Genomic DNA, 25,657 nt, shown 5'->3' on the forward strand with positions numbered 1-25,657 from the left:
GTCGTAGGTGACGATCTCGGCGCCGTAGCCCCTGGTGGCGTCCACTTTGGACTTCGGGGTGTCCTCCGGGACCAGGATCACCGCGCTGCTCCCGAGTTCGCGCGCGGCGAGCGCGACGGCCTGGGCGTGGTTGCCCGAGGAATAGGCGGCGACGCCCTTGGCCAGCTGCTCCGGCGTGAGGCGGGAGACAGCGTTGTACGCGCCGCGGAACTTGAAGGCGCCGATGCGCTGCAGGTTCTCGCACTTGATCAGCACTTCGGCGCCGACGAGGTCGTCGAGGGTGCGCGAGCGCACGACCGGCGTCCGGTGCGCGACGCCGGCCAGGCGGGCGGCGGCGTCACGGATGTCTTCGAGGGTCACGGCGGCGGTCATTCGGCTCCTTGGGCGCGGATGTCGGCGAGGTAGTTGTAGGCGGAGGCACGGGAAATCCCGATGCGGGCGGCGACCTGCGGCACCGCGCGCCGCACGGCGAAGACGCCGCGGTCCTGCAGGCTGCGGAACAGGTCGAGCCGTTCGTCGCGGCTGAGCGCGGCCCACGGTTTGTTCAGGCGCAGCTGGTGCTCGTCGACGATCGCGTCGATCACGGCGTCGACGTCGTCGCCGAAGGTGGTCGTCGGGGTTTCGGCGGTCGTGCCGACGTCGGCCAGTTCGCCGACCAGGGTCCGCAGCTGCCCGAGGGCGGTGACGTCCAGGTTCACGCACAGCGCGCCGAACACCGAGCCGCCGCTGTCGCGGACCAGCATCGTCGACGATTTCACCAGTTTCCCGGAAGCCGTGCGGGTGACGTAGTTCAGCTGGTCTTCGGCGGCGTCGCCCCGGGCGAGCAGGCCCATGCCGATCTCGCTCATCGACCCGCCCACCGTGCGTTCGGTGACCGAGCCGGCGATCGCGACGACGGAGGCGTCCGGCCGCCGGAAGTCGTGCACGACGACCTCGCAGAACGAGCCGAGGGTCGCCGCGATGCCGTCGGCGACCGGGGCGAGCGCGGCGAGGATCGCGTTCCGCTCAGACATCGCGGGCCAGCGCTTCGACCTCGACGACGGCACCGTAAGGCAGCGACGCCACTCCGACGCAGGTGCGCGCGGGCCGGGGTTCGGCGAAGAACCGCTCGTAGACGGCGTTGAGGCCGGGGCGATCGGCGATGTCGGTCAGGTAGGCCACGACCTTGACCACGTCGGCCCGGCTCGCGCCCACCGACTTCAGGGCGGTGTCGAGATTGTCGAAGGCCTGCGCGCATTCGGCGTCGAAACCGCCCGGCACCAGCTCGCCAGTCCCGGTCACGCCGAGCCGTCCGGACACGGAGACCAGGTCGCCGCTGCGGAAGGCGGCGGGGTAAGGGTGCTCGCTCGTCATGGACTTACTGTATAGCCACTGGACAGATCGTCCAGATGAGGTGCGTCACGCCTCGGCGATCAGCTCGAGCAGATCGGCGTTCTGAGCCAGGTAGTGACTATCGACGGCCTGGGCGGTAGCCGCCGACCAGGCCGCGAAGTAGGCGTCGGACGCGGTGTCCGGCGCGTAGGAACCCCTTGCCGCGGCCACCGCCGCGGCATGCGCGACGGCGCCGGAAGCGGCGGCCGAGCGCGCGGCGGCCGCGGCGTGATCCGCGGTTTTCGCGGCGGCGAAGCCCTTCGCGACGTTGTGCACTTCCGCGTACGCCGAGGTCAGGGTCGCGGCCGCGGTGATCGCGTCCGCGGCGACGTGGGCCGCGTGCGCGGCTCCCGCCGCGGCGGCCGTCCAGGACGCCGCGTCCCCGTCGGCGGCGCGGGACGCGGAGAGCGCGGCGGCCAGGGCGCGCCCGCCGTCCGGGCCGATCGACGGGTCGGCGACGAGGGGGCCGGCGGCGCGGCGTGCTTCCAGAAGGTCGCCTTCGCCGAGCGCGCCGTCGAGAAATCCTTCTGTGGCTTCGACACACCGGAGGATGCGCTCGTCCATCGGGTGTCGCTGCTCGAGAGCGCGCCTGGCGCAACGGACCGCGAAGCGCCGCAGCACGAGAGGCGGGATCTCCTCGGTCAGCCTCAGCTCGCTCGCCGCGAACTTGGTGTCCTGATGGGAGAACTCCCCGCGGGCCTCCGCGTGGAACCACCGGCGGCCGTACACGTTCCGCACGGAGTCGCGCGGGGTCGGGGACGCGTGCAATCCGCTCGCGCAGCAGGCGACGGGCCCGCTCACCACGTTCCACTCCCCGAGCCGCCAGGACAGACCGCCGGTGGCCGAGGTCAGGTCGTCTTCGACGAACCGGTAGCACTCGATGCTCGACATTCTTCACCTTCCGTACGCCGTATCACTAGACCGTACACTGTATCGGTTCGCGAGACACCGTATCGCGAACGCAGGCTGCTTTCGGTAGACTCCGCCGGTGCCTGCACCACGTCCGCCCGCCCAGATCTGGCTTCGCGACGCCGAGAAAAAGCCACCGACGCCTCGGCCGCTGACCCGCGAGCGCATCGTCGCGGCGGCGATGGCCGTGGCCGACGCCGAAGGTCTCGACGCCGTCTCCATCCGCCGGATCGCCGGCGAGCTGAACGCCCGCCCGATGAGCCTGTACACGCACATCGGCAGCAAGGACGACCTCCTCGAGCTGATGCACGACGCCGCGGCCGAGGAAACGCTCGTCGGCGACGTACCCGCCGACTGGCGCGAGGCGCTGCGGCTGATGGCCCGCGCCAACCGCGCCGCGGCGCTGCGCCACCCCTGGCTGCTGGCCACCCGGGAGACCGGCTGCCCGATCGGCCCGGCCTCGCTCAAGCGCATGGACGAAGCCGCCGCCGCGGTCCGCGGCCTGGACACCGACAGCGCGACCCGGCGGGCGCTGGTCCTCGCGGTCGACACCTACACGTTCGGCCAGGTGGCGGCCGAGCTGTCCGGCGCGATCCGCCGCCGCACCACGGAAGCGGCGAACGCCGAACGCCGCGAGGCGGCCACGGAATACGTCCGGACCCAGCTGGACGCGGGCACCCTCCCCCACCTCGCGGACACCGGCTTCACCGGCCTGCTGGACCACGACGACCCGGCGGAAAGCTTCGAACGCGGCCTGGAATGGCTGCTGGCCGGGGCGGCCGCGTCGCTGGAGCGCTAGCCCGCAACTGCTCGGCCAGCCGCTGAAGTTCGGGGCCACCGCGAGTTGGGCATTGCTGAAACCCACCATGTGCGGCTTCGCTCGGTCCTCGCTGTTCGGCTCCAGCTTCGCCACCACCGCAGGCGAAGCATCACTGAACCCGCCATGTGCCGCCGCCAGGCTGCGGACGCTGTTCACCAAGCCCGCAACCGCTCAGCCAACCACCGAAGTTCGGCCGCCACCGCAGGCAAGGCATTCCTGAACCCGCCGTGTGTGGCCGAGTGGCTGGGGTCCTCGCTGATCGCAGCTCGGGCAACCGCGCAAGTTCGGCCGCCACCGCCAGCGAAGCATCACTGAACCCCTCCCGCCCGACCGCAGCAACAGCTATTCGCACCAGCGTGCAGCTGCTCGACCACCGCGCGCGTTCCGCCGCCACCGCAGGCGAGGTATCACGGAGCCCGCCCGTCGAGCTGGGGAACCAACTGCCCAGCCAGCCGCTCCACCTCAGCTGCCACCACAGGTGCGGCATCACCGAACCCGCCGCGCGCGGCCCGTCAGGCTGCGAGCACCAGCCGTTCGCCCCGGCCCGCCACCGCTCAGCCAACCGCCCGAATTCAGCCGCCGCCCCAGATGCGTCACCGAACCCGCCGCGCGCGGCCCGTCAGGCTGCGAGCACTAGGCGTTCGCACCTATACGCAACCACTCAGCCAACCGCCCGAATTCAGCCGCCGCCCCAGATGCGTCACCGAACCCGCCGCGTGCAGCCATCAAGCTGCGAGCACTAGCCGTTCGCGCCAGCCTTCAATTGCTCAGCCAGCCGCGCCAACTCGGCCCCCACCGCGGGCGAGGCGTTGCTGAGCCCGCTGTGCACAGCCGTCGGGCTCTTCAGGAAGCGCCGGACCACGGCCACGAGCAGCGGCTCCGGCAGCACCTGCAACACCACGAACCCACGAGGGACCGGCGGTCCCGGCAGGGCGGCCAGGTGCCGGCGCACGCGGCGGATCATGCCGCGGATCGCGGCCGGGTCGGCGGCCAGCGCCAGCGGGCCACCCGCGGTCTGCGCCGCTTGCTCGAGGGGCACCGAGAACGCGGCGTGTGTTTTGTGCCAGGCTTCCATCCGCGGCTCGGCCTTGGCGTTGATCCCGGCGGCGCGAAGCGCCCGCACGATCCGGTCCAGCCGCGGTGTGGTGTGGCCGCCGGGTTCGCCGACCGGCATGGGGAAGTTGCGGGTCAGCAGGTTGGGCGCGCGGTAGCGGACCACGTCGCCGTCCATCGTGCCGCCGGCCGTGGGAGCCCCGAGCAGCACTCGCTCGGGGCCGAGTACCGCGCCCAGCGGCTCGGCGCCGGCCGCCCAGTTGAGCAGGAACAGCACGTCGCCGCGGACACCGGTGAGGGCCTCGAGCACCGCGTCCACCTGGTGGGTGCGGACCATGACGGCGATCAGGTCGTACCCGTCGTCCGGGTGCTCGACCACCGGTACCGGCACCTGCCTGACTTCCGGGCTGTCCCCCTCGGCGAGCAGCACACCACCGTGCCGGCGCAGGACGGCCAGGCGCTCGCCCCGGGCGAGGAGCGCGACCTCGTGCCCGGCCTCGTGCATCCGGACGGCGAACTGGCTGCCGAGTACCCCGGCCCCGTAGACCAGCAGTTTCATCGTGACCCCATCTGTCATTCATACGTTCGTTTGAATCATACGTATGTACGATACTCTCGTGGCGCCATCGGACACCCGCACCCAGCTCCTCGACGCGGCCGAGCACCTCTTCGCCGAGCGTGGCTTCCACGGCGCCTCGATCCGGGCGATCACCGACCTCGCCGGCGCGAACCTGGCCGCCGTCGGGTACCACTTCGGCTCGAAGGCGCAGCTGCTGACCGCCGTAGTCCGCCGGGTGGTCGAGCCGATCAACTCCGCGCAGTCCGCCGCGCTCGACCGGTTGCTCGCCCGGACGCCGGACCCCGAGGTCGCCGAGCTGGTGGAGGCGTTCGCGGGCCCGCTGTTCGACGAGATGGCGGCGAGCGACGAGGGCGGCGCCCGGAAGTCCCGGCTGATCATGCGCATCCTCGGCGACCCGGCCGAAGAGATGCGCGAGTGGCCCGGCCCGGCCGAGGACGCGGTCCGCGACCGCTACCTGGCGGCCTTCGGGCACGCGCTGCCCGGCCTTTCCGCGAACGAGCTGTGGTTCCGGATCCGCGGAATCCTTGCCGTGGCGGCGGTGGACCGCGTCGACGTCCACAATGGACAGCCGCCGCCCGGCCGGTCTTCGGCCGCGGCCCGGCGCTGGGCGATCACGTTCCTGACGGCGGCGATGACCGCACCACCGACCGGGTCAGCGCCCAGCCGGGGTCCATGACCCGTCCACCGCGATACCCGCGGCCGCCGCGATCCGGTCCCGGGACGCCAAAACCCGCGCACGCAAACCCGGCAGGTCAACACCCAGCAGCTGCCCATCCCGTTTGACCGCGCGCCCCGCGACGAACACGCTGTCCACCAAGCCCGGGTGCCCGGCCGCGACGATCGAGCCGGGCGCGTTGCCCACCGGGAAGATCGACGGGTCCTCGGCGTCGAGCAGGAGCACGTCCGCGTCCTTGCCGACGGTGAGGCTGCCCGTCCGGGCCTCGCGGCCGCACGCGCGGGCGCCGTCCAGCGTGGCGAACTCGAGGAAGTCCCGCGCCGTCAGAGCACCATCGACTCCGCGCTGCACGGCGAAGGCCGTGCGCATGGCACCGAACAGGTCGCCGCCGGCGGACGGGCAGTTGTCGGCCGACAGGGACGGGCGGATCCCGGCGGCCAGCATGCGGCCGGTCTCGGGCCTGCCGAAGCCCATCTTCAGCTCGACGTCGGGGCTGATCGACACCGAACAGCCCGCGTCGGCCAGCATCGCCACCTGGTCGTCGGAAAGACCGTTGCCGTGCACGATGGTCGTGCGGTCGTCGAGCAGGCCCCGCGCCCCCATCTCGGCGATCGGGCGGCGGCCGCCGGGCCAGCCGGTGGCGCCGTGCACGTGGACGCTCACCCGCAGCCCGAGTTCCCGCGCCAGCGCGACATCCTCGGCGGTGGTGTCCATGGTGGTCAGTTGCGGCCCGCGCAGGCCCAGCGCCATGCCGTCGCCGGGCAGCACTGACCGCACGCGCTCGATCTCGGACGCGGCTCCCACGCAGTAGCAGAACACCGAATGGCCGGGTGCCTCCCGCAACGCCTGGATCGCGGCGTCGGCGTTCTCCGGGCGCTCGGAGCAGTGGAACCAGTCGAGCAAGGTCGTCACGCCCGAACCGAGCGCCTCGATCCGGCCGAGCAGGTTGCCCAGGTACACGTCCTCGGGCCGGTACAGCGGTTTGAGCACGCCGTGCATGGCGTCGCGGTTCTGGTCGAACGTCCAGTCCGCGCCGACGCCGCGGAAGGCGGTCGGCCAGGTGTGCCGGTGGGTGTCGACGAACCCGGGCAGCACGATCTTGCCCGTGGCGTCGACGATCTCGGCGCCGGCCGCGTCGACCACGGCGGCGACCGCGGCGATCCGGCCGTCCTCGATGAGCACGTCGCCCCGCGCGAGGTCGCCGACGGCCGGGTCCATGCTGACCACCGTTCCGCCCCGCAGCAGGGTTCTGGTCTGAAGCGTCATGAGTACCCCTCGATAGAAGTTGACGTGTCAACTCTAGGGTTGCCGAGTTGATGCGTCAACTTCGGGTGACTATGCTTCCGCCATGGTTGAGCCCCGCACGCTGGCACCCGAGGAGTGGGAGTTCTGGGACACCTGGATGCGAGCGCAACGCCTGCTCGCCCGGGAGCTCGACCGCGGCCTGCAGGCCGACTGCGGCATCTCGAAGGCCGAGTTCAGTGTGCTGGTCAGCCTGTGGCGGGCGCCGGGCCGGGAGCTGCGCGTCGGCGAGCTCGCCGCCGCGCTCGACTGGGAGAAGAGCCGCGTCTCGCACCTGCTGACCCGCATGGAGAACCGCGGCCTCGTGGAACGGACCTCGTCCGGCGCCACCGGCCGCCGCACCGGGATCGGCCTGACCCCTGAGGGCGGCCGGGTCGCGCGGGACGCCATCGCCCACCACGCGGGCAACATCCGCCGCCTCTTCTTCGACGCGCTCACGCCCGAGCACGCCGCGACCATCCGGGCCTGGAGCGAGCAGCTGATCGACCGCGTCGAGGGCAGCGAAGTCCCTTAACGCGATTTGGCCCGCAGGTGCAGCCGCTCCCCCTGCTTGCCGAACAGGCTCAGGATCTCCGCGGGGCGCCCGTCGACCGCGCCGAACCAGTGCGGCAGCCGTGTGTCGAACTCCGCCGCCTCGCCCGGGCCCAGTGTCATGTCGCGGTCGGCCAGGACCAGCCGCAGCCGTCCCGAGAGCACGTACAGCCACTCGTAACCCTCGTGGACCTGGGGATCCGGCTCGCCCGTCTCCGGCTCGAGGATCATCTTGAACGCCTGGGGCGCGCCCGGCTGGCGGGTCAGCGGCAGCACCGTCATCGTCGCGCCGTTGTGGCGCGGGATGCGGCGGGCCGTCAGGCGGACGCGGGGGTCGCCGACCTCCGGCGCGCCGACCAGCTCGTCCAGCGGGACCTGGTGCGCCTGCGCGATCGGCAGCAGCAGCTCCAGGCTCGGCTTCCGCTGGCCGGCCTCCAGCCGGGACAGCGTGCTCTTCGAGATGCCCGTCGCCTCCGACAGGTCGGCGAGGGTGACACGCCGCTGGGTGCGCACCCGCTTGAGCCGGGGGCCGACCTCGGCCAGGGCCTGGTTGATCGCGTCCGTCATGCCCTCCAGGAAACCCCTTCGTCCCGGAAACGGCAACATTTGTTGTCGAATTCGCGACTTCCGGGTCAGGGTGGGCGCATGACCGAAAACAGCAGGTACGACGTAGTGGTGGTGGGTGGCGGCGCCGCGGGTCTCAACGCCGCCCTGATGCTCGGCCGGGCGCGAAGGCGCGTCGCCGTCGTCGACGGCGGTGCGCCGCGCAACGCCCCCGCCGCCCACATGCACGGTTTCCTCTCCCGCGACGGCCTTCCGCCGGACGAGCTCCTCAAGATCGGCCGCGAAGAGCTCCTGGGTTACGACGTCGACCTGATCGACGACGACGTCGAGCGCCTCGAGCCCGGGTTCACGCTGCGGCTGGCCGGCGGCCGCGAGCTGAGCGCGCGGCGCGTCCTGTGGGCCACCGGCGTCCACGACGACCTCCCGGACCTCCCCGGCCTGCGCGAAAGCTGGGGCACCGACGCGGTGACCTGCCCCTACTGCCACGGTTACGAGGTGCGCGACCAGCCGCTCGGGGTGCTCGGCACCGAGCCCGCAAGCGTCGAACACGCGCTGCTCGTGCGTCAGTGGTCGCCGGACGTCGTGTACTTCGCCCACACCGCGCCACCGTCCGAAGAGGACCGTGAGCGGCTCGACGCGCGGGGCGTCCGGGTCGTCGAGGGGACCGTGACCGCGGTGCGCCGCGAGCACGGCGCGATGACCGGCGTCGAGCTGGGCGGCCGGTTCGTGCCGCGGGTGGCGCTGTTCATCCGCACCCGGACCGTCCCGCACGACGCGCAGCTGCGCGCACTCGGCTGCGCGGTGGAGGCCGGCGTCGTCAAGGTCGACGCCGGCGGGCGGACCAGCGTTCCCGGCGTGTGGGCGGCCGGCAACGTCGTGGACGCGCGGGCCACCGTGATCATCGCCGCGGCGCAGGGCGCGGCCGCCGCGGGAATGCTGAACCACGACCTCGTCACCGAGGACGTCCGCCGGGCCGTCGACGCGTTCGGCGGTTTCACGCCGGCCGCGGAACGCGCCGCCGCGGCCGCGCGCTGACCTGGCGTTCACGGGCCGCGCGTGCCAGGCTCGGCCCGTGCGCCCGACCCTCTACGACTTCGCCGGCGGCGACCCCGCGTTCCTCGCGCTGGCCGCCGCCCACCACGAACGCTGCCTGGCCGACCCCGAGCTGAACCACCCGTTCTCGCACCCGGGGCAAAACCCGAAGCACGTGGAGCGGCTGGCCTGGTACTGGGCGGAGGTCATGGGCGGCCCGCCGCGGTTCTCCACCGAGTGCGCGGACCAGTCCGCGATGCTCCGGATGCACGCCGGCAACGGCGACATGTCCGACCTCGGCCGCCGGTTCGTCGACTGCTTCGTGCGCGCCGCCGACGACGCGGAGCTGCCCGCCGATCCCGAGTTCCGCGCCGCGCTGCGGTCCTACATGGAGTGGGCGGTGGCCGAGGTGCTGACCTACCCGGGACCGGCCGACGAAGTACCGCCGGACCTGGCCATGCCGCACTGGTCGTGGAACGGGTTGAAGACCTTGTAACGCCCGGGGCGGCCTCGGCGTCTTGTGAGCAACGACTGGCTGTGGAGGTCCGTCGCAGAGCCGTCCCGGGCGTGTTTCCCCCCAACCCGCCCGGGCCGGCTCGTCCACCGGACGCCAGGTCCGAAATCCGCCTGCCCGCGCCGCGCGCGCCCGGCAGACTGGGCCCCGTGGCCGACACCTTCACCGGGCTCTTGGACCGGTTCCTCCTCGCCGCCAAGGGTTTCGAGCACCACCTCCGCACGGTGGCGCCGGACGGCTGGCACGCGCCGACCCCCTGCACCGAGTGGGACGTCCGGCAGCTGGCCAACCACATGGCACGCGGGAACCTGAACTACGTCGGGCTCGTGCGCGGCGCCACCCGCGAGGAGTTCCTGGCCCAACGGGACGCCGACGCGCTCGGCGACGACCCGGTCACGGCGTTCACCGCGTCCGTCGCCGCCTGCGCGGACGCCTTCGCCGGGAGCGGCGCGTTGGACCGCGTCGTCGATTACCCGATGGGCAAGCTGAGCGGGCGGCAGGCGCTGGCCGTGCGGACCGCCGACAGCGTCGTCCACACCTGGGACCTGGCCCGTGCCCTCGGCGCCGACGACACGCTCGACCCGGACCTCGTCGCGTGGGTCGGCGACGGGTACGACGACATCTTCGCCGGGCTCGCGGTGGACCGCTTCTTCGCCGGGCAACCAGCTGTCGCACGGACGGCGTCGCGCCAGGACCGGCTGCTCACGCGGTTCGGCCGGGACCCCCGCCGACCGGGCAGTCCAGCCGGTCCGCCAGCTCGGTGAGGGCCTGGCCCAGCGGCCGGTCGACCCGCACCGTCGCGTAGCGGTCGCCACGGGTCTCGCCCTGGTTGACGATCACCACCGGCTTGCCCGCGTTCGCCGCGTGCCGGACGAACCGCAGGCCGGACATCACGGTCAGGGACGAGCCGAGGACCACCAGCGCGTCGGCGTCGTCGACCAGCCGGAAGCACTGCTCGACCCGCGGGCGCGGCACGTTCTCGCCGAAGAACACCACGTCGGGCTTGAGCACGCCGGACACGCAGTCCGCGCACGGCACCAGGCTGAACCGGCGCACGACCTCCTCGGGCAGCTCGACGTCGCCGTCCGGGTTGATCCGGGTCGCGGTGCCCTCGAAGTCCGGGTTGGCCGCGCGCAGCCGCCGGTCCAGCTCGACACGCGGGCTGGTGCGGCGGCAGCCGAGGCAGATCACGCGGTCGAGGCTGCCGTGCAGCTCGACGGCGTCCGCGGTGCCTGCCGCCTGGTGCAGGCCGTCGACGTTCTGGGTGATCACGCCGGAGAGGAACCCGCCGTCGCGCAGCGCGGTCACCGCGCGGTGACCGACGTTCGGGTCGGCGCGGGCGATCGTGCGCCAGCCGAGGTGGCTGCGCGCCCAGTAGCGCTGCCGCCCGGTGTCGCTGGTGACGAACTCGTCGTAGGTCATCGGCGTGTGGCGGCGCAGGCTGCCGCTTTCGCCGCGGTAGTCGGGAATCCCCGACTCGGTGGAGAGCCCGGCGCCGCTCAGGACGGCGACCCGCCGCCGGGAGACGACGTCGGTCAGCTCGTCGAGGCTCGCCGTCCGCGGCAGCGGCGCGTCCGCCGAGGTCCAGGTCAGGGTGGGCCGTGTCCGCACCGGACCAGCCTACGTGGACTTCTCGAACCAGTGGTCGGCGTAGTGCTCGCCGTTGAACGCCGGGACCTCGCGGTACCCGGCCGCGCGGTACAGGCCGATCGCCTCGCCGAGCGCGCGGTTCGTCTCCAGCCGCAGCGCGCGGACGCCCTGGGCGGCCGCGTGCGCCTCCAGCTCGCCCAGCAGCCGCCGGCCGAGCCCGAGACCGCGCGCCGACGGCGCCACCCACATCCGCTTGACCTCGGCGGGCGCGTCGTCGTGGAACTTCAGCGCGCCGCAGCCGACCGGCTCGCCGTGCAGCGTGGCCACCAGCAGCACCCCGGCGGGCGGGGTCATCTCGTCGTCGGCCGCGGGGTTGCTGCGCGCGGGGTCGAACCCGCCGTCGAACCGCCGGGCCAGCTCGGCGAAGAACTCGCCCAGGCAGAACCGGGCGGCGGGGTGGCCGGGCGGGAGCGCGGCGACCTCGACCGACGACGCCGTCAGCAGCCGTTCGACCTCGGCCATCGCGGCGACGAGCCGGGTGCGCTGCCCCTCGGACAGCGGCTCGAGGATCGAGGTGGCCGAGGCGTCGGAGCGTTCGTCCAGCGTGACGCGCTCGGCGAGCCCGGCCTCGGTCGGCCGCGCGACCCGGATCCGGCCGTCTCCCGCGCTGCGCCCGACGCGGACCAGGCCGTCCCGTTCCAGCGCGCGCAGCAGCCTGCTGAGGTAGCCGGAGTCGAGGCCGAGCCGTTCCCGCAGCTCCCGGACGTCGCACCCGGCCTCGCCCAGCTCCCACAGCACGCGGGCCTGGCCGAGCGGCCGGTCGCGGGCGAGGAACGCGTCTTCGAGCGCACCGATCCGCTGGGTGACGGTCCGGTTGAACCGCCGCACGCCGTCCACCAGGTCCCGATCCATTCGCTGACTGTAGTCAGAGATTCTCCCGGACGTGCCGCGACCCTTCGTCTTCTCCGCAGGCACGTCCCGTGCGGCAACCGGGTGCAGAACGGGTGCAAGCCACACCCACCGCGGTCGTCGACGCGTGGATGCACAGCCCGGTGCACCGGGCCGACATCCTCGACTGCTCGCTGCGCGAGATCGGCACCGCCTACCGCCTCGGCTCGGCGAAGAAGGCGTCCTGGACGCAGGACTTCGGGACGCCCCGGACGTGCGCCCGGGCGCCCGATCCACAGTGGACTCCGGCTCCCGGGCCCGCCCCGCCGCCGCCCAGGATCGCGTAGTCTCCTCAGGCCCGGTGACCGAGTGGAGGACGTGCGCGTGAGCTGGCAGTTCGGGCCGTACCGGGTGGAGTCGCAGATCGCCCGCGGCGGGATGGGCGAGGTGCTACGGGCCTACGACACGCGCCACGACCGCGTCGTGGCGCTGAAGCTGCTCGCCCCCGAGTTCGCCGCCGACCAGGCGTTCCAGGAGCGGTTCCGGCGCGAGGCGCACGCGGTGGCGCGGCTGCGGGAGCCGCACGTCATCCCGATCCACGCCTACGGCGAGATCGACGGGCGGCTCTACCTCGACATGCGCCTGGTCGAGGGCGACGACCTCGGCACCCGCCTCACCGCGGGCGGGCCGCTCTCCCCGGCCGACGCCGTCGACGTCATCGGCCAGGTCGCGCAGGCACTGGCCGCCGCGCACGCCGAAGGCCTGGTGCACCGGGACGTCAAGCCGTCGAACGTGCTCGTCGGGCCGACCGGGTTCGCCTACCTCGTGGACTTCGGCATCGCCCGCGCCGCCGGGCTCGGCACCGAACTGACCGCGACCGGCGGCGCCGTCGGCACCCTCGACTACATGGCGCCGGAACGGTTCACCGACGCGCCCGCCGACCACCGTGTCGACGTCTATTCGCTGGCCTGCGTGCTGCACCAGTGCCTCACCGGCCGCAAGCCGTTCGCGGCGACGACCGCCGCCGCCCTGATCGGCGCCCACCTCCACCAGCCGCCCCCGCGGCCGAGCGAAGGGCGGCCCGGCCTGCCCGCGGCGTTCGACGACGTCGTCGCGCGGGGCATGGCGAAGGACCCGGCGGAGCGGTTCGGGACCGTCGCGGAACTGGCCGATGCCGCGCGGACGGCGGTCGGCGTCACCAGCCCGGTCCGCTCCCCCGCGCCGCCGACCCTGACGGCACCGCGCGCCACACCGGTCCCGCGGAGTTCGAAGGCACCGTGGCTGGTCGCCGGCGTGGCGGTGCTCGCCCTGGTGGCCGCCGGTGGGTGGTTCCTCCTCGACCGGTCGTCGTCGCAGGCCGGGGCGACACCCGGCCCGTCGGCGCCCTCTTCGGCGCCCTCTTCGGCGCCCTCGTCGACACCGCCGCCGCCGACGTCGAGCGCGCCGCCGGTGACCGCCCGGGTGACGACCACCCAGGTGACCGTGCAGACCTCGGTCGTCCCGGCGGCCGACCTGGGGCTGGCGACCCCGCTGAGCACGCCGGCGTGCGACGGCTCCTACGTCGTGGTGCTCGGCTCCGCGATCACCCCGGCCCGCTACCGCGCCGACGTCCAGCAGTTCCTGACCGCCCACCCGGGCGCGCGGTACCTGCACACGCCGAGCACCGGCTGCGGCTCGCTGCGGCAGCAGGTGAACGGCGCCGACGTGTACGCCGTGTACGAAGGTCCGTTCGCGAGCAAGGAAAGCGCGTGCGCGCGGCGTACCGGCGCGGCGTACCGGCGCGGCGTACCGGCGCGGCGTACGTCAAGCGGCTCGACAACACGACGTCACCGGCCACGGTCGTCACCTGCTGACGAACGGGCCGTCCCAGACCGACTCCGCGTCCACAAAGGACTCGAGCAGCGCGGTGAGGGTGGTGTCACCGCGGGCGTTCAGCTCTTCGGAGGCGATGCGCCGGGCGACCCCGGCGAGGAAGTCGGCGACCTGCACGCGGGCGTCGGACCGGGAGTCGACGAACCGCACCCCCGCCAGCCGGGGCCCGAGGGTGGCCTTGAGCTGCAGGACCCGCTCGGCGGTCAGCGCGAGCTGCTCGTCGTGCACCACGGCGACCGGGGTGCCGCCGGCGCTCCAGTGCCGGATGGTGTGGAGCACCGCGGGCACGAGCGGATCCAGCACGGGAACGACGCTCGGGTCCTCGGCCAGCCGGGCCCGGTAGTCCGCCACGCGCTCGCCGCCGTCGCGGAAGAGGCTCATGATCTCGCCGGGTTCCCCCGGAGTCTCGGCGAGCTCGCCGACCAGGGCGAAGAACTCGGCGGGGGACGTCGTCACGCCGCGGCGCGGATTGAGCCGCAGCACGCTGGTGAAGGCCGCCAGGAAGAAGTCCCAGCGAGCGCCGAACGCCGCCCGGCCATCGCGGTGGAGCGTGCGTGCCATGGCGTCCGTGCCGTGCTCGGCCAGCAGCGTCACGGCCGCCCGCACGGCGAAGAAGGTCTTGTCGGTCAGGTGCACGTGCCCACGGCCGGCGAGCGGGCCGGCCGGGTCGAGCAGCCATTCGAGCACCGGCCGGTGCTTGGCGCGCAGCAGGTGGTTGGCCTTGTACTCCTCGGCGGGCGAGCCGATGCGGCGCCGGATCTCCCGCACGCAGGCGCGGGCCTCCTCCGGCGTCATCCGGATCCCGGCGTGCGCGAAGACGTCCGTTTCGCCGCCGACGAGGTTCTCCCCCTCCGAACCCGACTCGTCGCAGGCGATCTCGACCGGGTTCACCAGCCCGATGGTGCCAGACGGGCCGGACCACGGCGAGCCCATTACCAGCGGCGAAACCTCGCGCACGGGCCGGCCGGAGGCCCATACTGCGTCCCGGTCACGGTTGGGCGACGACGGCTAACGCGCGGGTGCGGTCCGGAGACTCGACGAGCAGGTGCTGGGAGGTACGGATGGCCACGGACCACGGGCCGGCCCGGCTGGCTCTGGCGGCGGCGGTGGTCGCGCTGCTGCTGGGCGCCGGCGGGGTGCTGGTGCAGCAGCGGCTGGCCGCCGCCGGGGACGCCTCCGAGGTGACCGGGGCCGCGGGCGCGACGCTCACCGTCGGGGACATCGAGGTCGTCGTGCCCCCGGACGCCGTCGTGCCCGGCACCCGGCTGTCCGGCCGCCCCGCGCCGGAGCCGGGCGCCCTGACCCCGGCGGCGCGCCGGAGCGGCGGCGGCGCCGAGCTGACCTTCGACGCCGGTGTGCGGCCGCGGCTGCCGGTCCAGGTGCGGATCCCGGTGCCCGCCGCGCCGCCGCCCGGGTTCGCACCGGTCGTCGTCACCGCGAACGGGACCCGCCTCGCCCTCGCGACCTACGACTCCGAGAGCCGCCGGATCGTCGCGGATCTGGCGCCCGACGGCGCGTTCTGGGGCGGGCTGCTCGACTTCGCCGCGCTGGGTCGCGCTGTCGGCCAGGCCACGGCCGATCCGCCGGCGACGTGCCTCGGGCGCGCGGCCGGTTCGGCCGGTCTCACCGTCGAGGTCGGCGGAACGGCCGGCACCGACCCGCGCTCGCCGGTCCGGGCGTGCGTGGCCGCGAACGGCGGCGGCGCGAGTGTCACCCTGACGTCGAACGCGCGGGTGCCCTACCGGCTCGTCCTGCCGCCGGGCTGGCCGGAGCCGACCGCCCGCACCGCGGCGCCGAGCACGTCCGCCGTCCAGCTGTTCCCGCAGCCCCGCTTCCACGACCTGCTGTGGCCCGGCGCGGGCGTCACCTACGACGTCCCCGTCACCCGCCTGCCGGCGACCCTCCACGGCCAGGCCGACCCCGGCCCGTACCTCGGGCTGGCGCTGGCCTGGACGGCCCACCGCGCGGCCGGGCTCTTCGGCATGGCGCTCGACCGGCCCGGCGAGCTCGAGCAGAACCCGGGCGTGCTGGCCTGCGCGGCGGAGGCGGGCGCCGCGCACTACACCGCCGACCGGCCGTTCGCCCAGGTCGCGGCGGAAACCTGGACGGCGCTCGCGACGTGCGGCACGGCGGACGCGGGCGCGTTGCACAGCTTCCTGGCCGCCGGCATCGGCCCGCTGACCGGCTGGCTCGCCGACGCGGCGGGCAGCCCCGGCGTCGACGTGCCGCTGACCGCGAGCCGCGGCACCGGGCCGTTCACGCAGGCCGTCGTCTACCGGGCGTGGACCGGCACGCGCGTCGCCGCCGGGATCCGGACCACGGCCGCCTCCGGCACCTGCCCGGCGGGGTCCGCGGTGTCCGGCCGGCACGACGCCTACCGCTGCACGGCCGGGGACAAGGCGTACGACCCGTGTTTCGCCGCCACGGCGGCGAACGCCCGGCACCAGGTCGTCTGCCCGACGTCGGCGACCAGGGCCGTGCTGCTGACCTACCCCGGCGCCCTGCCGTCACCACCGGCGGCCGGCGGGACGGCGAGCCCGTTCCTGCTCACCCTCCAAAGCGGCCTGCAGTGCACCGCCGCGCCCCCGCCCGCGAGCTACACCTGCACGGACGGCCGGACCGTGCTCTCCGGCGAGCCGGACACCTCGACTCCACTGTGGACGGTGCCGGCGGGCGCCGCCCCGCCGGCGACGATCACCAAGGCCTACACCTAGCTTCGCAAGCTGTCCGGTGGCCGGAGCGGGCTTGCCCGCGGAAAGTCCTCGGCGTTGGGTGCATCGCACCTCGGCACCACAACCTCGAGATCCCCTCGCGGCCACACCGCCGGCCCTGCCGATCGAGGCGGCCGGCTCGGCGTTGCCGGGCACGACTCAGGCCAGCGTGATCTTCCCGCCGGTGACCGTGACCGACCTCTTCTCCAGAGGCCGCGTCGCCGGGCCGGCCGCCACCGAGCCGTCGGCGATCTTGAACTTGCTGCCGTGGCAGGGGCAGTTGATGGTGCCGCCGGAGACGGCGTCGACCGCGCAGCCCTGGTGCGTGCAGATCACCGAGAAGGCGGCGAACGTGCCCGCCGCCGGCTGCGTCACCACGACCTGCTTGTCGGCGAACACCTTCCCGCCGCCGACCGGGACGTCGCCCGCCGCGCCGAGCTCGGTTCCGCTGCCCGCGGCGGGCTGCTGCGCCGCGGGCGTCGCGCCCGCGCCGCCGCCGTAGGTGCTGCAGCCCGCCACCAGCCCGGCGCCCAGCACCACGAGCGCCGTCCGGCGGCCCAGTGTTTCTTCGTCGCGCACGATCGTCCCCCTAGAAGGTCAAGCCGGATTGGGTGAAGAACCACAACGACGCGCTCAGCCAGAGCCCGACCAGCGCGGTGAAGACGAGCCCGCCGACGAGCGGGAGCGACCAGCCGGGCGCCCCGTCGCGGCGCAGCAGCAGCATCTTCACGACGAAGACGCCGTAGAAGAAGCAGCCCAGCAGCGAATGCAGCAGGACGCGCGTGTCGAACGACTGGAACCCGAGCGCGTAGAGGCAGTGCAGTGCCACGGGAATCGACACCAGGAACGCCAGGCGGCCCGACCAGCGGTGCACCGGCGAGACCCACGCGGGCGCGGAGCGGCCGAGCTTGCCGTACATCACCAGGGCCGTGACGAGCTGCACGAGCGCCAGCACGACGACCACGGTGGCCAGCCACGCCTTCACCGCCTGCGGGCTGGAGAAGCCCGCGACGTTCACCGCCACCCCGGTCGGGGTGTGCAGGTTGCCGTAGACGCCGAGCGCCACCGCGACGACGGCGCCGACCAGCAGCGGCACGAGAAGCACGGACCCGGCCCGGTTGCCGGCCGCGGGAGTGGTCATCAGAAGTCACCCGCCCCGTCGATCCCGCTGATCGGCTCGGCGACCACCAGGGCGCCCTCGACCGTCGCGGTCCGGGCCGCCGGGTCGAGCACCGGCGCCGCGGCGGACTGGTCGTCCGTGGTGAGGATGCCGACCTGGCTGCCGTCGGCCTGGACGATCCAGCCGGCCTTCGAGGCCTTGCCCTGCACCTTCGGTGCCGCCCGGTAGAGCCCGGCGGGCCGCTTGGCCGGGCCCGCGGTGAACCGCCACGTCTTGCCGCCCGCGGTGACCGAGCCCGTCACCGCCGCGGCGTCGTAGCTCCCGGCGAGGCTCGCGCCCTGGGGGCCCGTGAGGTCCAGCTTCCCGCCGGCGGTCACACCCTGCAGCCAGGCCTCGACCTTCTTGCCGTCACAGACGTAGGCGATCGCGCGGCCGTCGCGGATCGACACCGCGACCGACGCGCCGCCGCCCTCGACGCGCCCGGCGTAGTCGGCCCGCGCCGGTGCGTCGGACTTCGGGGCTTCGGACGTCTTCGGTGGAGCCGTCTGGGGCGGCTCCGTCTTGGGTGACGCCGTCGCGGAGGGCGCCCCCGCGGCGTTCGCGGCACCGGCGACCGGCGTCGCGCCGGTCCCCGTCGCCAGGTTGGTGATCCCGATCCCACCGGCGAGCACAACCCCGGCGAGCAATGTGAACAACGGCCCCGGACGTTTCATGATCTTCCCCGCATCTCCCTACCCACCACCGTGCCCTTAACACGGCAATCGGGTCGAAGCGGCTCAACGCTACGCGAGGAAAACAGCTATCGCTTAGCCCACGCAACTGGTCGGTGCGTGGTTGACTGGCGGCATGCTGCCCTGGGACGGCGACCTCGCCGGCCGGCTCGACCGGCACACCGTGAACTCCGCGCTGCTGCGCGGCAATCCGCTCGGCGACCCGCACGAACGGCCGCTGTGGGTGTACGTCCCACCGGGCTACGACGACGGCGCCGGGCGGTACCCGGTCGTGTACGTCATCCAGGGCTACACCGGGCACCTGGCGATGTGGGCCAACCGGACGCCGTTCCGGCAGCCGTTCCTCGAAACGGCCGACGCGGTGTTCGCCGGCGGCGCGCCCGGCTGCGTCGTGGTGTACGTCGACGCGTGGACCGCTTACGGGGGCTCGCAGTTCGTCGACTCGCCGGGCACCGGCCGCTACCACTCGTACCTGTGCGACGAGATCGTGCCGTGGGTCGACGAGCACTACCGCACCATCCCGGACCGCGAATCCCGCGCGATCACGGGCAAGTCGTCGGGCGGGTTCGGCGCGATGATCACGCCGATGCTGCGCCCGGACCTGTTCGGCGCGCTGGCCACCCACGCCGGCGACACGCTGTACGAACTCTGCTACGTCCCGGACTTCGGCGACGCGGTCCGCGCCCTGCGCGGCTACGACCAGGACATCCAGCGGTGGTGGGCGGACTTCCGCGCCCGCCCGGCGTTCACCAAGCCGGAGGACGGGAACCTGCTGCAGCTGATCGGTGTCTCCGCCTGCTTCTCCCCCGGCGAGGACGGCAAGCCGGAGCTGCCGTTCGACCCCGCGACCGGCGTGCTGCGGCCGGAGACGTGGCAGCGCTGGCTCGACTGGGACCCGGTCCGGATGGTCCCGGGCCACGCGGAGGCGGTCCGCTCCCTGCGCGCGATCTGGATCGACGCGGGCACGCGCGACGAGTACTACCTCGACGTCGGCGCGCAGGCGTTCCGCGACCAGCTGGCGAAGGCGGGCGTCCCGGACGAGCGGGTCCACTTCGAGCTGTTCGAGGCGGGCCACGCCGCGATCGACTACCGGTACCCGCTTTCGCTGGCCTGGCTGGCGGAACGGCTGGCCCGCTGACGGCGGTTCAGCCGCCCGTCTGCCGGATCACGTCGTGGCGCTGGGCCAGCCGGCGGGGGTGCAGCTCGGCCTCGGCCTTGCCCTGCTGGCGCAGGTGGCGGGCGAAGCGGTTGAAGTTCGCCGGGCTGTAGTCGGCGGACCGCGGGGTTGGCGGTGAACACCGGGCAGCAGCCGGACCGGCACCGGGGTTTCGTTACGGCGAGCCTGACTTCGCTAGGGTCGGGCCATGGTGACCGAGACCGATCTGGTGCTGCCCGGCGGCCGGACGCTGCACGTCCACGACACCGGCGGGCCCGCCCGGCTCACCGTCCTCTGGCACCACGGCACGCCCAACACCGGCACGCCGCCCGCGCCGCTGGTGCGGGCGTCCCCCGACGTGCGGTGGGTGGCCTACGACCGGCCCGGTTACGGCACCTCGACGCCGGTGCCCGGGCGGGACATCGCCAACGCCGCCGACTGCGCCACCGCCGTCGCCGACGCGCTGGGCCTCGGCGAGTTCGCCGTCATGGGGCACTCGGGCGGCGGGGCGCACGCCCTCGCCTGCGCCGCGCTCCTGCCCCGACGGGTCCTCGCCGCCGTGAGCGTTTCCGCCATGGCACCGTTCGACGCGGCGGGGCTCGACTGGTTCGGCGGCATGGCCCCGGCGAGCGCGGCCTCCCTGCGCGCGGCCGCCGAAGGCCGTGCGGCCAAGGAAAAGCACGAGGCCGCCGCCGAATTCGATCCGGGCATCTTCACGGCCGCGGACTTCGCGGCGCTCGAGGGTTCCCAATCGTGGCTGAACGACGTCGTCCGCGCGGCGCTGGAGGGCGGGATCGGCGGGCTCGTCGACGACGACCTCGCCTATGTCACGCCGTGGGGCTGCGACCCGGCGTCGATCACCGCGCCACTGCTGGTGCTGCACGGCGAAGACGACCGGTTGATCCCCGCCGCGCACGGCGCGTGGCTCGCCGCCCGCTGTCCGACCGCGGAGTTCCGGCGGTACCCCGCCGACGGGCACCTGTCCGTGCTCGACCACGCCACCGACGCTCTCGACTGGCTCGCGCACCGCTGATCAGGACGCCAGCGCCAGCGCGGCGACCACCGGCGCCAGGTACATCACCGGGAAGGCCAGGTGCGCGTACGACTTCGCCCGCGCGACCGTGATGACGGCGCCGGTGAAGTAGAGCACCAGGCCGATTCCGGCGGCGACACCGATCACCGGGACGAACAGGCCCGCGACGAGCCCCGCGGCGCCGGCGGCCTTGGCGGTGCCGAGCCACGGCCACCACGAGCGCGGCACGCCGTACTCGGCGAGCGGCTCCACGACCCACTTCGCGTGGGTGAAGACCGAGTAGGCCGAGAACCCGGCCATGGCGGCACCGACGATGCTGACGATCAGGTGGGCGGTGGACATCGGGGACTCCTCAAGGGTTTCCGGCCCCCGGGGTTCGGGGTCCGTCACCTGCTCGACCCCGGGGACCGCGCCCGTGTGACAGCCGGCGACGTGACCGTCGTCACTCCCGGGGCGGTGGTTATCCCCTCCCGCCGGAGGCCGCCGACCGGAAGGCTAAAGCGATGATCGTGCTGCGGCTCATCGGCACCCTGCTGTGGTTCGGCATCCCGGCCGGCGTGCTCACCTACGCCGTCCACGACCTCGGCGTGCGGGACGCGCCGACCTACAGCATCGAAGGCACCGTCGTCGGGCACCGGCAGCAGCACCACGAGGCGACCCAGGACTCGCCCTCGTACACGACCTACTTCATCACCGTCCGCAGCGCGACCGAAGACTTCGAGTTCGGCGACGAACAGCAGGCGCTGGACACCGAGCCGGGGACCCAAGTCGTGGTGCAGGTGTCGAAGGCGACGGAGGACATCGTCTCCGTGCGCAAAGGCGGCACGGTCGTGGATCTGCGCAACACCGTGGGCAACGACATCGGCTTCATCGTCTTCGCCTCGATCGGCCTCCTCATCGCGCTCGTCCGCGAACTCCTGCTGGAGGACTACGACATCCCGCGGTGGGCGGGTCTGCTCCTCGGCCTGCTTTCCGCGGGCGGCGGGGTGTACGTGGCCCTCTTGCTCGTCTGAGTCAAAGGACGAGCCGCACCACGACCTCACCGTCGTCGACCTCGCCGGTCGGGCGGAACCCCTGCTTCTCGTAGAAGGGGCCCGGGCCATCGTCGTCAGGCTGGTGGCTGGTGGCTGGTGAGCAGTTCGGTGCCGCCGACGTAGACGGCCCGGTACCAGGGCTCGGCTTCGGGCGGTGATCTCGACCAGCCGCATCGGGTCCGTCACGCCGGGAACACCGGCACCCACAGCTCGATGACGTCGTTGCGGCGGTAGAACTCCACGAGCGGGCGGGCGTGGTCGACGGGTTCGGTGCCTTCCAGTTCGGCCATCCCGGGCCCGATCTTCCCGAAGATCGCGGGCGGCTCACCGGTCAGGGTCCCGCGCAGGTACCAGCCACCGGCCAGCACCCCGGTCGCCAGGCCGAGCTCCGCCGGCCGATCGTCGTCCTTGACCGGCGTGCAGGCGGTGTAGGTGTTCGCCTTCACGTCGGCGCGCCCGTACATCTTGCGCCCGCGCAGCCCGACCAGCCGCTCGAACGCGGGCCAGAGCTGCTGGATCTCGGGCAGCTCGTCGGCGGTGGCCTGCTCCATGACCGTGACGTCCGGCCGGTGGATGCGCGTGGGCGGAGCCTGCAGTACTGAAGTCGTCATGGCGCCCATGGAACCACCGGCCACCGACAGTTTCCGGCGGTCACACCGGCGGAATGCGGACCTCGTCCGGGGCCCGGTCCGGGCGCAGGCCGCGCCAGGACGTGTGGCGCAGCCGCATGTCCGGGGTGATCCGCCGGTAGACGACCTCGCCGACCAGCGTCGGCTCGACCCAGTGCGCGCCGCGGGCGCGGTCGCGCGGGACCTCGGTGTCGAACGGGCTCGCCGGTCGGGCCAGCGGTGCGAGCACCGCGCTGAGGTGGTCGAGCGCGTCGTCGGTGAAGCCGGTGCCGACGTCGCCGAGGTAGACCAGCGCGCCTTCGTCGTCGTACGCGCCCAGCAGGAGCGCGCCCAGGGTGCCCGAGCGGCGGCCGGCGCCGGGACGCCAGCCGCCGACGATCACCTCGTCCGTGTGGGTCAGCGCGCGCTTGGTCCACAACGGCGACCGGGCGCCGGGCAGGTACGGCGCGTCCAGGCGCTTCGCGACGACACCCTCGATGCCGTGCTCGGCCGCGGTCGCCAGCAGCTGGGCCGGCGCGATGTCGGCGCGGGTGTACCAGGGCGGGACGACGATCCGGCCGTCCGCCGGCCGCACCAGCTCGGCCAGCAGCTCGCGCCGCCGCGCGTACGGCACGGTCAGCAGCGACTCGCCGTCGATCCGCAGCAGGTCGAAGGCGAAGTAGACGACCGGGACCTCCGCGCGCAGCTTCGGCGTCGGCTCGTGCATGGCGCGGCGCTGCATCAGCTCGAACTCCGGCCGTCCGGCCGCGTTCAGCGCCACGACCTCGCCGTCCAGCACCGCGGCCCGGCCGCCGAGCGCGGGCCCGAAGACGTCGCCCAGCTCCGGGTAGCGCGGGGTGTGGTCGCTGCCGCTGCGGCTGGTGATCCGGGTTTCGCCGGTGGCCGCGACACGCACGCAGCCGCGGAAGCCGTCCCACTTCCACTCGTAGCCGTGCCGGTCGTCGTCGGGAAGGGGCCCGTCGACGGCCAGCATCGGCGAAACCGCGTCCGGCACCGTCCCCGCCATGGCGTCCAGTGTGGAGGATCGGCACCCGGCGCGCCTAGCGTCGCGACCCCAAAGGTCACCCGAGCGTGGCCCTGAAGCGGAGCGGGGTGGGTGGGCGCGGAGGCCGGTCGCCGACGGTCTTGCGCCCGGCGCGCTAACCGGTCGGCAGCAGGGGCAGCAGTTCCTGGTGGCTCCCGGCGCGGCGCAGCACGGGCGAGCCGGGCCCGTCCGGGGCCAGGTCACCGGCGCGCAGCGCGGCCAGGAACCGGACGATCACCCGGGGGTCCGGCAGGATGTCGGCCCCGCCCAGGTAGGCCAGCACGATCATCTCCTCGCCGCAGGCCGCCTCGACCGCGACGGCCCAGCCGTGGACCTCGTCCCACAGCAACGCCACGTCGCGGTGCGGGAAGTGCCGCAGGCGCCAGTCGACCGCGAGGTAGGCCGACACCGGGACGTCGACGTCCACGGTGCACGACTCGAGGCCGAAGCCGAGCGCCCTGGCCACCTCGCCCAGGTAGGCGCGCAGGCCGCGCTGGAACCAGAACTCGAGATCGGCGTCGATCAGGCCGGACACCCGTTTCCTTTCCCTCCTCCGAAGCCGGCCGGGCGCCCTGCCCGGCCGGTCGAGACCGCGATCAGCCGACGGCGGCGAGCGCGTCGGCGCGATCCCGGTAGCACGCGAAACCGGCGACGCCGGTCCCCCGCAGCAGCCGCCACATCCGCGGGCTCCGCACCACCCAGGCGACCGGCACGGCCGCCAGTTCGGCCCCGCGCCGCAGCCGGTGCAGCGCGCGAAGCCCGGCCCCCGAGCAGAACCTCACCTCCGTCAGGTCGACGACGAGCACCCCGCCCGCCCGTACCGCGGTTTCAATACATTCGACAAGAATTCCAACGGTGGCGAGATCAATGTCGCCCACCACGGCGACGACCGCGCACCGATCACCCTCGAACGTGGTGGTGACCGAGAACGGCTCGCACAACGCGCCCGGCGAACTACGACCGAAGGCTCGCGAAAGCCGCGGTGGTTTCTGGATCCTCATGACCGGCTCCGGCGGCTCATCCTGACGGTTTACGCGTAGACCGTACCCAGTCCGTCCACCTTGGCGCACAACGGGAACACACCTGTCCGGCGGGGCGTGCACCGACACGGCCGTCTGCACGTGCACCGATCCGAAGAGGACGATCGAATCGCGCTGGTCCCGCCCGTTTCCCGCAATTCTCGTGATCGGCGCGACGGGCGCGCGCGGAACCGGAGCCCATTCAGCGGGGAATTGCGTTTTCCGAAATTCAGCCGATTGCCGGAATCGGCACTCGAGTCCGTTCCAGGTCCGCGAAGAGGTCACCGATGTCCGCGACCCGCTCCAGGACCTCGTCCGCGGTGAACCGCAGGTGCGTGACGTGCCGGCAGGCGCGCACCTCGTCCCAGGTGACCGGGGTCGACACCGTCGGCTCGTCGCGCCCGCGCAGCGAGTAGGGCGCCACCGTGGTCTTGAACGGGTTGTTCTGGCTCCAGTCGATGAAGATCTTGCCGGGGCGCAGGGTCTTCGTCATCCGCGCGACCACCAGGTCCGGGGTCTCGGCGGCCAGCCGCTCGGCCAGCGCCTTCGCGTACTGCGACGTCTCGCCGCCATCGGCGGTCACCACGCCCGCGTAGAGCTGCATGCCCTTGGAGCCGCTGGTCTTCGCGACCGGGGTCAGGCCGTCATCGGTGAGCACGTCGTAGAGCCGCTCGGCGACCCGGCAGCAGTCGACCACGGTCGCGCCGGGCCCGGGGTCGAGGTCGAACACCAGCCGGTCCGGGGTGCTCCGCTCGTCGTCGGCGTCGACGGTCCACTGGTGGACGTGCAGCTCGAGCGCGGCGAGGTTGGCCGCCCAGACGAGCTCGGGCAGGTCGTTGATCAGCGGGTAGGCGACGATCTCGGGCTCCTTGCCGCGGCCGCTGACGGCGAGGCGGGCGGTGCGGACCCAGTCCGGGGCGTGCCGGGAGACGTCCTTCTCGAAGAACGAGCCGCCGGTGACGCCGTCGGGGAACCGCACGAACGTCATGGCCCGGTCGCGGATGTGCGGCAGCAGCAGCGGTGCGATCCGGGTGTAGTAGTCGAGCACCTCGCCCTTGGTGAACCCGGTCTTCGGGTAGAGCACCTTTTCGAGGTTCGAGAGCGTCAGCTGCCGCTCGCCCACCCGCACCGTGATCCGGCTCCCCGCCACGCCGGACACGCTACCGCGCTCTTCTCGGTTGAGCGCGTCGGTCACTCCTGGTTATGATGCAGTCGTATCACCAACGGGAGGGGGGAACCATGAAGTTCGACGTGCTGCAGGTGCTGGGGATGGTCGTGACGGTGGCCGGTGCGCAGGGCGCGATCCGCCTGCTGATCGACCACGGGAACGCCGGCCTGCTCGGCCGGCTCGGCGCGGGGTTCGCGGGGACGCTGGTCTGCTACCTGGTCGCGACGGCGATCGGCGTCGTGCTGACGGGGTGGGCGCACGACCGTGCCAAGGCGGCGGGGCGCCGGAAGTAGCGAGCTGTCGGACCGCCTGCAGGCCAGGCGCTCCACG

At 73.4% G+C, this 25,657-nt stretch carries 30 protein-coding genes and 2 pseudogenes; 13 read left to right on the top strand and 19 right to left on the bottom strand.

Annotation, left to right across the window (positions count from 1 at the left end):
• From ACGFMK_RS43855 to ACGFMK_RS43870, 4 genes are all read right to left on the bottom strand, one after another.
• Window positions 1–372: pyridoxal-phosphate dependent enzyme (locus tag ACGFMK_RS43855; protein ID WP_392776228.1), on the bottom strand; the 372-nt coding region annotated here is incomplete at its 3' end.
• Complete coding sequence (locus ACGFMK_RS43860) at window positions 369–1,013, bottom strand: transcriptional regulator (RefSeq protein ID WP_392776230.1); 645 nt, start codon at window positions 1,011–1,013, stop codon at window positions 369–371. The genes ACGFMK_RS43855 and ACGFMK_RS43860, both read right to left, overlap by 4 nt.
• Window positions 1,006–1,353 (bottom strand): RidA family protein, encoded by a 348-nt coding sequence (locus tag ACGFMK_RS43865; protein WP_392776233.1) that lies wholly within the window; start codon window positions 1,351–1,353, stop codon window positions 1,006–1,008. Before ACGFMK_RS43865 ends, ACGFMK_RS43860 begins: the two co-directional genes overlap by 8 nt.
• Window positions 1,354–1,398: 45 nt before the next feature.
• A complete protein-coding gene (locus ACGFMK_RS43870) occupies window positions 1,399–2,262 on the bottom strand; it encodes a hypothetical protein (RefSeq protein ID WP_392776236.1) in 864 nt (287 codons plus the stop codon).
• A gap of 97 nt (window positions 2,263–2,359) precedes the next feature.
• On the opposite strand from ACGFMK_RS43870, the gene ACGFMK_RS43875 reads away from it, so the two are divergent.
• Complete coding sequence (locus ACGFMK_RS43875; RefSeq protein WP_392776239.1) at window positions 2,360–3,079, top strand: TetR/AcrR family transcriptional regulator; 720 nt, start codon at window positions 2,360–2,362, stop codon at window positions 3,077–3,079.
• Window positions 3,080–3,839: 760 nt separating this feature from the next.
• On the opposite strand, the gene ACGFMK_RS43880 is transcribed toward ACGFMK_RS43875, so the two are convergent.
• Window positions 3,840–4,712, bottom strand: coding sequence for a ketopantoate reductase family protein (locus ACGFMK_RS43880; RefSeq protein WP_392776241.1), 873 nt, complete (start codon window positions 4,710–4,712; stop codon window positions 3,840–3,842).
• A gap of 58 nt (window positions 4,713–4,770) precedes the next feature.
• Here ACGFMK_RS43880 and ACGFMK_RS43885 point away from each other — a divergent pair, with 58 nt between their 5' ends.
• Window positions 4,771–5,409, top strand: a complete 639-nt coding sequence (locus tag ACGFMK_RS43885; protein ID WP_392776244.1) for a TetR/AcrR family transcriptional regulator — start codon at window positions 4,771–4,773, stop codon at window positions 5,407–5,409.
• Here ACGFMK_RS43885 and ACGFMK_RS43890 read toward each other — a convergent pair.
• On the bottom strand, window positions 5,386–6,675 hold the full coding sequence (locus ACGFMK_RS43890; RefSeq protein ID WP_392776246.1) for an amidohydrolase family protein: 1,290 nt from the start codon (window positions 6,673–6,675) through the stop codon (window positions 5,386–5,388). The genes ACGFMK_RS43885 and ACGFMK_RS43890 overlap by 24 nt on opposite strands.
• Before the next feature lie 82 nt (window positions 6,676–6,757).
• Between ACGFMK_RS43890 and ACGFMK_RS43895 the strand changes: the two genes are divergently transcribed.
• Entirely contained in the window at window positions 6,758–7,225 is a 468-nt protein-coding gene (locus ACGFMK_RS43895; RefSeq protein WP_392776249.1) for a MarR family winged helix-turn-helix transcriptional regulator, read from the top strand.
• Here ACGFMK_RS43895 and ACGFMK_RS43900 read toward each other — a convergent pair.
• The gene (locus ACGFMK_RS43900; RefSeq protein ID WP_247052756.1) at window positions 7,222–7,809 is read right to left on the bottom strand and encodes a helix-turn-helix domain-containing protein; all 588 of its coding nucleotides are present in this window, start codon (window positions 7,807–7,809) and stop codon (window positions 7,222–7,224) included. The genes ACGFMK_RS43895 and ACGFMK_RS43900 overlap by 4 nt on opposite strands.
• A 78-nt stretch (window positions 7,810–7,887) precedes the next feature.
• Between ACGFMK_RS43900 and ACGFMK_RS43905 the strand changes: the two genes are divergently transcribed.
• The 3 genes from ACGFMK_RS43905 to ACGFMK_RS43915 all read left to right on the top strand — a co-directional run bounded on the left by ACGFMK_RS43905 (window position 7,888) and on the right by ACGFMK_RS43915 (window position 10,116).
• On the top strand, window positions 7,888–8,841 hold the full coding sequence (locus tag ACGFMK_RS43905; RefSeq protein WP_392776253.1) for an NAD(P)/FAD-dependent oxidoreductase: 954 nt from the start codon (window positions 7,888–7,890) through the stop codon (window positions 8,839–8,841).
• A gap of 37 nt (window positions 8,842–8,878) precedes the next feature.
• On the top strand, window positions 8,879–9,334 hold the full coding sequence (locus tag ACGFMK_RS43910; protein ID WP_392776256.1) for a group II truncated hemoglobin: 456 nt from the start codon (window positions 8,879–8,881) through the stop codon (window positions 9,332–9,334).
• 167 nt (window positions 9,335–9,501) lie between these two features.
• Window positions 9,502–10,116 (top strand): TIGR03086 family metal-binding protein, encoded by a 615-nt coding sequence (locus tag ACGFMK_RS43915; protein ID WP_392776259.1) that lies wholly within the window; start codon window positions 9,502–9,504, stop codon window positions 10,114–10,116.
• On the opposite strand, the gene ACGFMK_RS43920 is transcribed toward ACGFMK_RS43915, so the two are convergent.
• Both ACGFMK_RS43920 and ACGFMK_RS43925 read right to left on the bottom strand, forming a co-directional pair.
• Complete coding sequence (locus ACGFMK_RS43920) at window positions 10,055–10,963, bottom strand: NAD-dependent protein deacetylase (protein ID WP_392776262.1); 909 nt, start codon at window positions 10,961–10,963, stop codon at window positions 10,055–10,057. The genes ACGFMK_RS43915 and ACGFMK_RS43920 overlap by 62 nt on opposite strands.
• 9 nt (window positions 10,964–10,972) lie before the next feature.
• Window positions 10,973–11,854 (bottom strand): GNAT family N-acetyltransferase, encoded by an 882-nt coding sequence (locus ACGFMK_RS43925; RefSeq protein WP_392776264.1) that lies wholly within the window; start codon window positions 11,852–11,854, stop codon window positions 10,973–10,975.
• Window positions 11,855–11,871: 17 nt separating this feature from the next.
• Here ACGFMK_RS43925 and ACGFMK_RS43930 point away from each other — a divergent pair.
• Both ACGFMK_RS43930 and ACGFMK_RS43935 read left to right on the top strand, forming a co-directional pair.
• Window positions 11,872–12,177, top strand: a pseudogene (locus ACGFMK_RS43930) (CAP domain-containing protein); the annotation flags it as partial.
• A 91-nt stretch (window positions 12,178–12,268) separates the two neighbouring features.
• Window positions 12,269–12,922 (top strand): annotated as a pseudogene (locus ACGFMK_RS43935) (serine/threonine-protein kinase); the annotation flags it as partial.
• Window positions 12,923–13,672: 750 nt separating this feature from the next.
• On the opposite strand, the gene ACGFMK_RS43940 reads toward ACGFMK_RS43935, so the two are convergent.
• Window positions 13,673–14,593 (bottom strand): DUF3800 domain-containing protein, encoded by a 921-nt coding sequence (locus ACGFMK_RS43940; protein WP_392776267.1) that lies wholly within the window; start codon window positions 14,591–14,593, stop codon window positions 13,673–13,675.
• Between the two features lie 170 nt (window positions 14,594–14,763).
• Between ACGFMK_RS43940 and ACGFMK_RS43945 the strand changes: the two genes are divergently transcribed.
• Window positions 14,764–16,416: a hypothetical protein gene (locus ACGFMK_RS43945; RefSeq protein ID WP_392776270.1), complete on the top strand. Its 1,653-nt coding sequence runs from the start codon at window positions 14,764–14,766 to the stop codon at window positions 16,414–16,416.
• A 156-nt stretch (window positions 16,417–16,572) separates the two neighbouring features.
• Here ACGFMK_RS43945 and ACGFMK_RS43950 read toward each other — a convergent pair whose 3' ends face one another.
• Genes ACGFMK_RS43950 through ACGFMK_RS43960 form a run of 3 tightly spaced genes read right to left on the bottom strand, consistent with a single transcriptional unit; the run spans window position 16,573 to window position 18,246 of the window.
• Entirely contained in the window at window positions 16,573–16,992 is a 420-nt protein-coding gene (locus ACGFMK_RS43950) for a Rieske (2Fe-2S) protein (protein ID WP_392776271.1), read from the bottom strand.
• 10 nt (window positions 16,993–17,002) lie between these two features.
• Complete coding sequence (locus ACGFMK_RS43955) at window positions 17,003–17,554, bottom strand: DUF6529 family protein (RefSeq protein ID WP_392776274.1); 552 nt, start codon at window positions 17,552–17,554, stop codon at window positions 17,003–17,005.
• On the bottom strand, window positions 17,554–18,246 hold the full coding sequence (locus ACGFMK_RS43960; protein ID WP_392776277.1) for a hypothetical protein: 693 nt from the start codon (window positions 18,244–18,246) through the stop codon (window positions 17,554–17,556). Before ACGFMK_RS43960 ends, ACGFMK_RS43955 begins: the two co-directional genes overlap by 1 nt.
• A 133-nt stretch (window positions 18,247–18,379) precedes the next feature.
• On the opposite strand from ACGFMK_RS43960, the gene ACGFMK_RS43965 reads away from it, so the two are divergent.
• Window positions 18,380–19,402: an alpha/beta hydrolase gene (locus tag ACGFMK_RS43965; protein ID WP_392776279.1), complete on the top strand. Its 1,023-nt coding sequence runs from the start codon at window positions 18,380–18,382 to the stop codon at window positions 19,400–19,402.
• Between the two features lie 226 nt (window positions 19,403–19,628).
• On the top strand, window positions 19,629–20,453 hold the full coding sequence (locus ACGFMK_RS43970; RefSeq protein ID WP_392776282.1) for an alpha/beta fold hydrolase: 825 nt from the start codon (window positions 19,629–19,631) through the stop codon (window positions 20,451–20,453).
• Here ACGFMK_RS43970 and ACGFMK_RS43975 read toward each other — a convergent pair whose 3' ends face one another.
• Entirely contained in the window at window positions 20,454–20,795 is a 342-nt protein-coding gene (locus tag ACGFMK_RS43975) for a DoxX family protein (protein ID WP_392776285.1), read from the bottom strand.
• Window positions 20,796–20,956: 161 nt separating this feature from the next.
• Here ACGFMK_RS43975 and ACGFMK_RS43980 point away from each other — a divergent pair, with 161 nt between their 5' ends.
• Window positions 20,957–21,466 carry a hypothetical protein gene (locus tag ACGFMK_RS43980; RefSeq protein WP_392776288.1) on the top strand — a complete coding sequence of 170 codons (510 nt, stop codon included), beginning with the start codon at window positions 20,957–20,959 and terminating at the stop codon, window positions 21,464–21,466.
• 203 nt (window positions 21,467–21,669) lie between these two features.
• Here ACGFMK_RS43980 and ACGFMK_RS43985 read toward each other — a convergent pair whose 3' ends face one another.
• The 5 genes from ACGFMK_RS43985 to ligD (ACGFMK_RS44005) all read right to left on the bottom strand — a co-directional run bounded on the left by ACGFMK_RS43985 (window position 21,670) and on the right by ligD (ACGFMK_RS44005) (window position 25,309).
• Window positions 21,670–22,098, bottom strand: a complete 429-nt coding sequence (locus tag ACGFMK_RS43985; protein ID WP_392776290.1) for a hypothetical protein — start codon at window positions 22,096–22,098, stop codon at window positions 21,670–21,672.
• A gap of 40 nt (window positions 22,099–22,138) precedes the next feature.
• A complete protein-coding gene (ligD, locus tag ACGFMK_RS43990; protein WP_392776293.1) occupies window positions 22,139–23,122 on the bottom strand; it encodes a non-homologous end-joining DNA ligase in 984 nt (327 codons plus the stop codon).
• Between the two features lie 133 nt (window positions 23,123–23,255).
• On the bottom strand, window positions 23,256–23,675 hold the full coding sequence (locus tag ACGFMK_RS43995) for a DUF6292 family protein (RefSeq protein ID WP_392776296.1): 420 nt from the start codon (window positions 23,673–23,675) through the stop codon (window positions 23,256–23,258).
• Between the two features lie 61 nt (window positions 23,676–23,736).
• Window positions 23,737–24,141: an STAS domain-containing protein gene (locus tag ACGFMK_RS44000; RefSeq protein ID WP_392776298.1), complete on the bottom strand. Its 405-nt coding sequence runs from the start codon at window positions 24,139–24,141 to the stop codon at window positions 23,737–23,739.
• A 247-nt stretch (window positions 24,142–24,388) separates the two neighbouring features.
• On the bottom strand, window positions 24,389–25,309 hold the full coding sequence (ligD, locus tag ACGFMK_RS44005) for a non-homologous end-joining DNA ligase (protein WP_392776301.1): 921 nt from the start codon (window positions 25,307–25,309) through the stop codon (window positions 24,389–24,391).
• An 89-nt stretch (window positions 25,310–25,398) separates the two neighbouring features.
• On the opposite strand from ligD (ACGFMK_RS44005), the gene ACGFMK_RS44010 reads away from it, so the two are divergent.
• Window positions 25,399–25,620 carry a hypothetical protein gene (locus tag ACGFMK_RS44010; RefSeq protein ID WP_392776304.1) on the top strand — a complete coding sequence of 74 codons (222 nt, stop codon included), beginning with the start codon at window positions 25,399–25,401 and terminating at the stop codon, window positions 25,618–25,620.
• The last annotated feature ends 37 nt before the right edge of the window (window positions 25,621–25,657 follow it).

This window comes from Amycolatopsis sp. NPDC049252, from assembly GCF_043197175.1.
Taxonomy (GTDB): Bacteria; Actinomycetota; Actinomycetes; order Mycobacteriales; family Pseudonocardiaceae; genus Amycolatopsis.

Bases quoted from the DNA above. Each gene is read 5' to 3' on its own strand.
- ACGFMK_RS43900 (WP_247052756.1), bottom strand. From the start codon at position 7,809: ATGACGGACGCGATCAACCAGGCCCTGGCCGAGGTCGGCCCCCGGCTC.
- ACGFMK_RS43905 (WP_392776253.1), top strand. From the start codon at position 7,888: ATGACCGAAAACAGCAGGTACGACGTAGTGGTGGTGGGTGGCGGCGCC.
- ACGFMK_RS43980 (WP_392776288.1), top strand. From the start codon at position 20,957: ATGATCGTGCTGCGGCTCATCGGCACCCTGCTGTGGTTCGGCATCCCG.
- ACGFMK_RS43945 (WP_392776270.1), top strand. From the start codon at position 14,764: ATGGCCACGGACCACGGGCCGGCCCGGCTGGCTCTGGCGGCGGCGGTG.
- ACGFMK_RS43860 (WP_392776230.1), bottom strand. From the start codon at position 1,013: ATGTCTGAGCGGAACGCGATCCTCGCCGCGCTCGCCCCGGTCGCCGAC.
- ACGFMK_RS43890 (WP_392776246.1), bottom strand. From the start codon at position 6,675: ATGACGCTTCAGACCAGAACCCTGCTGCGGGGCGGAACGGTGGTCAGC.
- ACGFMK_RS43975 (WP_392776285.1), bottom strand. From the start codon at position 20,795: ATGTCCACCGCCCACCTGATCGTCAGCATCGTCGGTGCCGCCATGGCC.
- ACGFMK_RS43895 (WP_392776249.1), top strand. From the start codon at position 6,758: ATGGTTGAGCCCCGCACGCTGGCACCCGAGGAGTGGGAGTTCTGGGAC.
- ACGFMK_RS43960 (WP_392776277.1), bottom strand. From the start codon at position 18,246: ATGAAACGTCCGGGGCCGTTGTTCACATTGCTCGCCGGGGTTGTGCTC.
- ACGFMK_RS43965 (WP_392776279.1), top strand. From the start codon at position 18,380: ATGCTGCCCTGGGACGGCGACCTCGCCGGCCGGCTCGACCGGCACACC.
- ACGFMK_RS43970 (WP_392776282.1), top strand. From the start codon at position 19,629: ATGGTGACCGAGACCGATCTGGTGCTGCCCGGCGGCCGGACGCTGCAC.
- ACGFMK_RS43865 (WP_392776233.1), bottom strand. From the start codon at position 1,353: ATGACGAGCGAGCACCCTTACCCCGCCGCCTTCCGCAGCGGCGACCTG.
- ACGFMK_RS43955 (WP_392776274.1), bottom strand. From the start codon at position 17,554: ATGACCACTCCCGCGGCCGGCAACCGGGCCGGGTCCGTGCTTCTCGTG.
- ligD (WP_392776293.1), bottom strand. From the start codon at position 23,122: ATGGCGGGGACGGTGCCGGACGCGGTTTCGCCGATGCTGGCCGTCGAC.
- ACGFMK_RS43985 (WP_392776290.1), bottom strand. From the start codon at position 22,098: ATGACGACTTCAGTACTGCAGGCTCCGCCCACGCGCATCCACCGGCCG.
- ACGFMK_RS44010 (WP_392776304.1), top strand. From the start codon at position 25,399: ATGAAGTTCGACGTGCTGCAGGTGCTGGGGATGGTCGTGACGGTGGCC.
- ACGFMK_RS43925 (WP_392776264.1), bottom strand. From the start codon at position 11,854: ATGGATCGGGACCTGGTGGACGGCGTGCGGCGGTTCAACCGGACCGTC.
- ACGFMK_RS44000 (WP_392776298.1), bottom strand. From the start codon at position 24,141: ATGAGGATCCAGAAACCACCGCGGCTTTCGCGAGCCTTCGGTCGTAGT.
- ACGFMK_RS43880 (WP_392776241.1), bottom strand. From the start codon at position 4,712: ATGAAACTGCTGGTCTACGGGGCCGGGGTACTCGGCAGCCAGTTCGCC.
- ACGFMK_RS43870 (WP_392776236.1), bottom strand. From the start codon at position 2,262: ATGTCGAGCATCGAGTGCTACCGGTTCGTCGAAGACGACCTGACCTCG.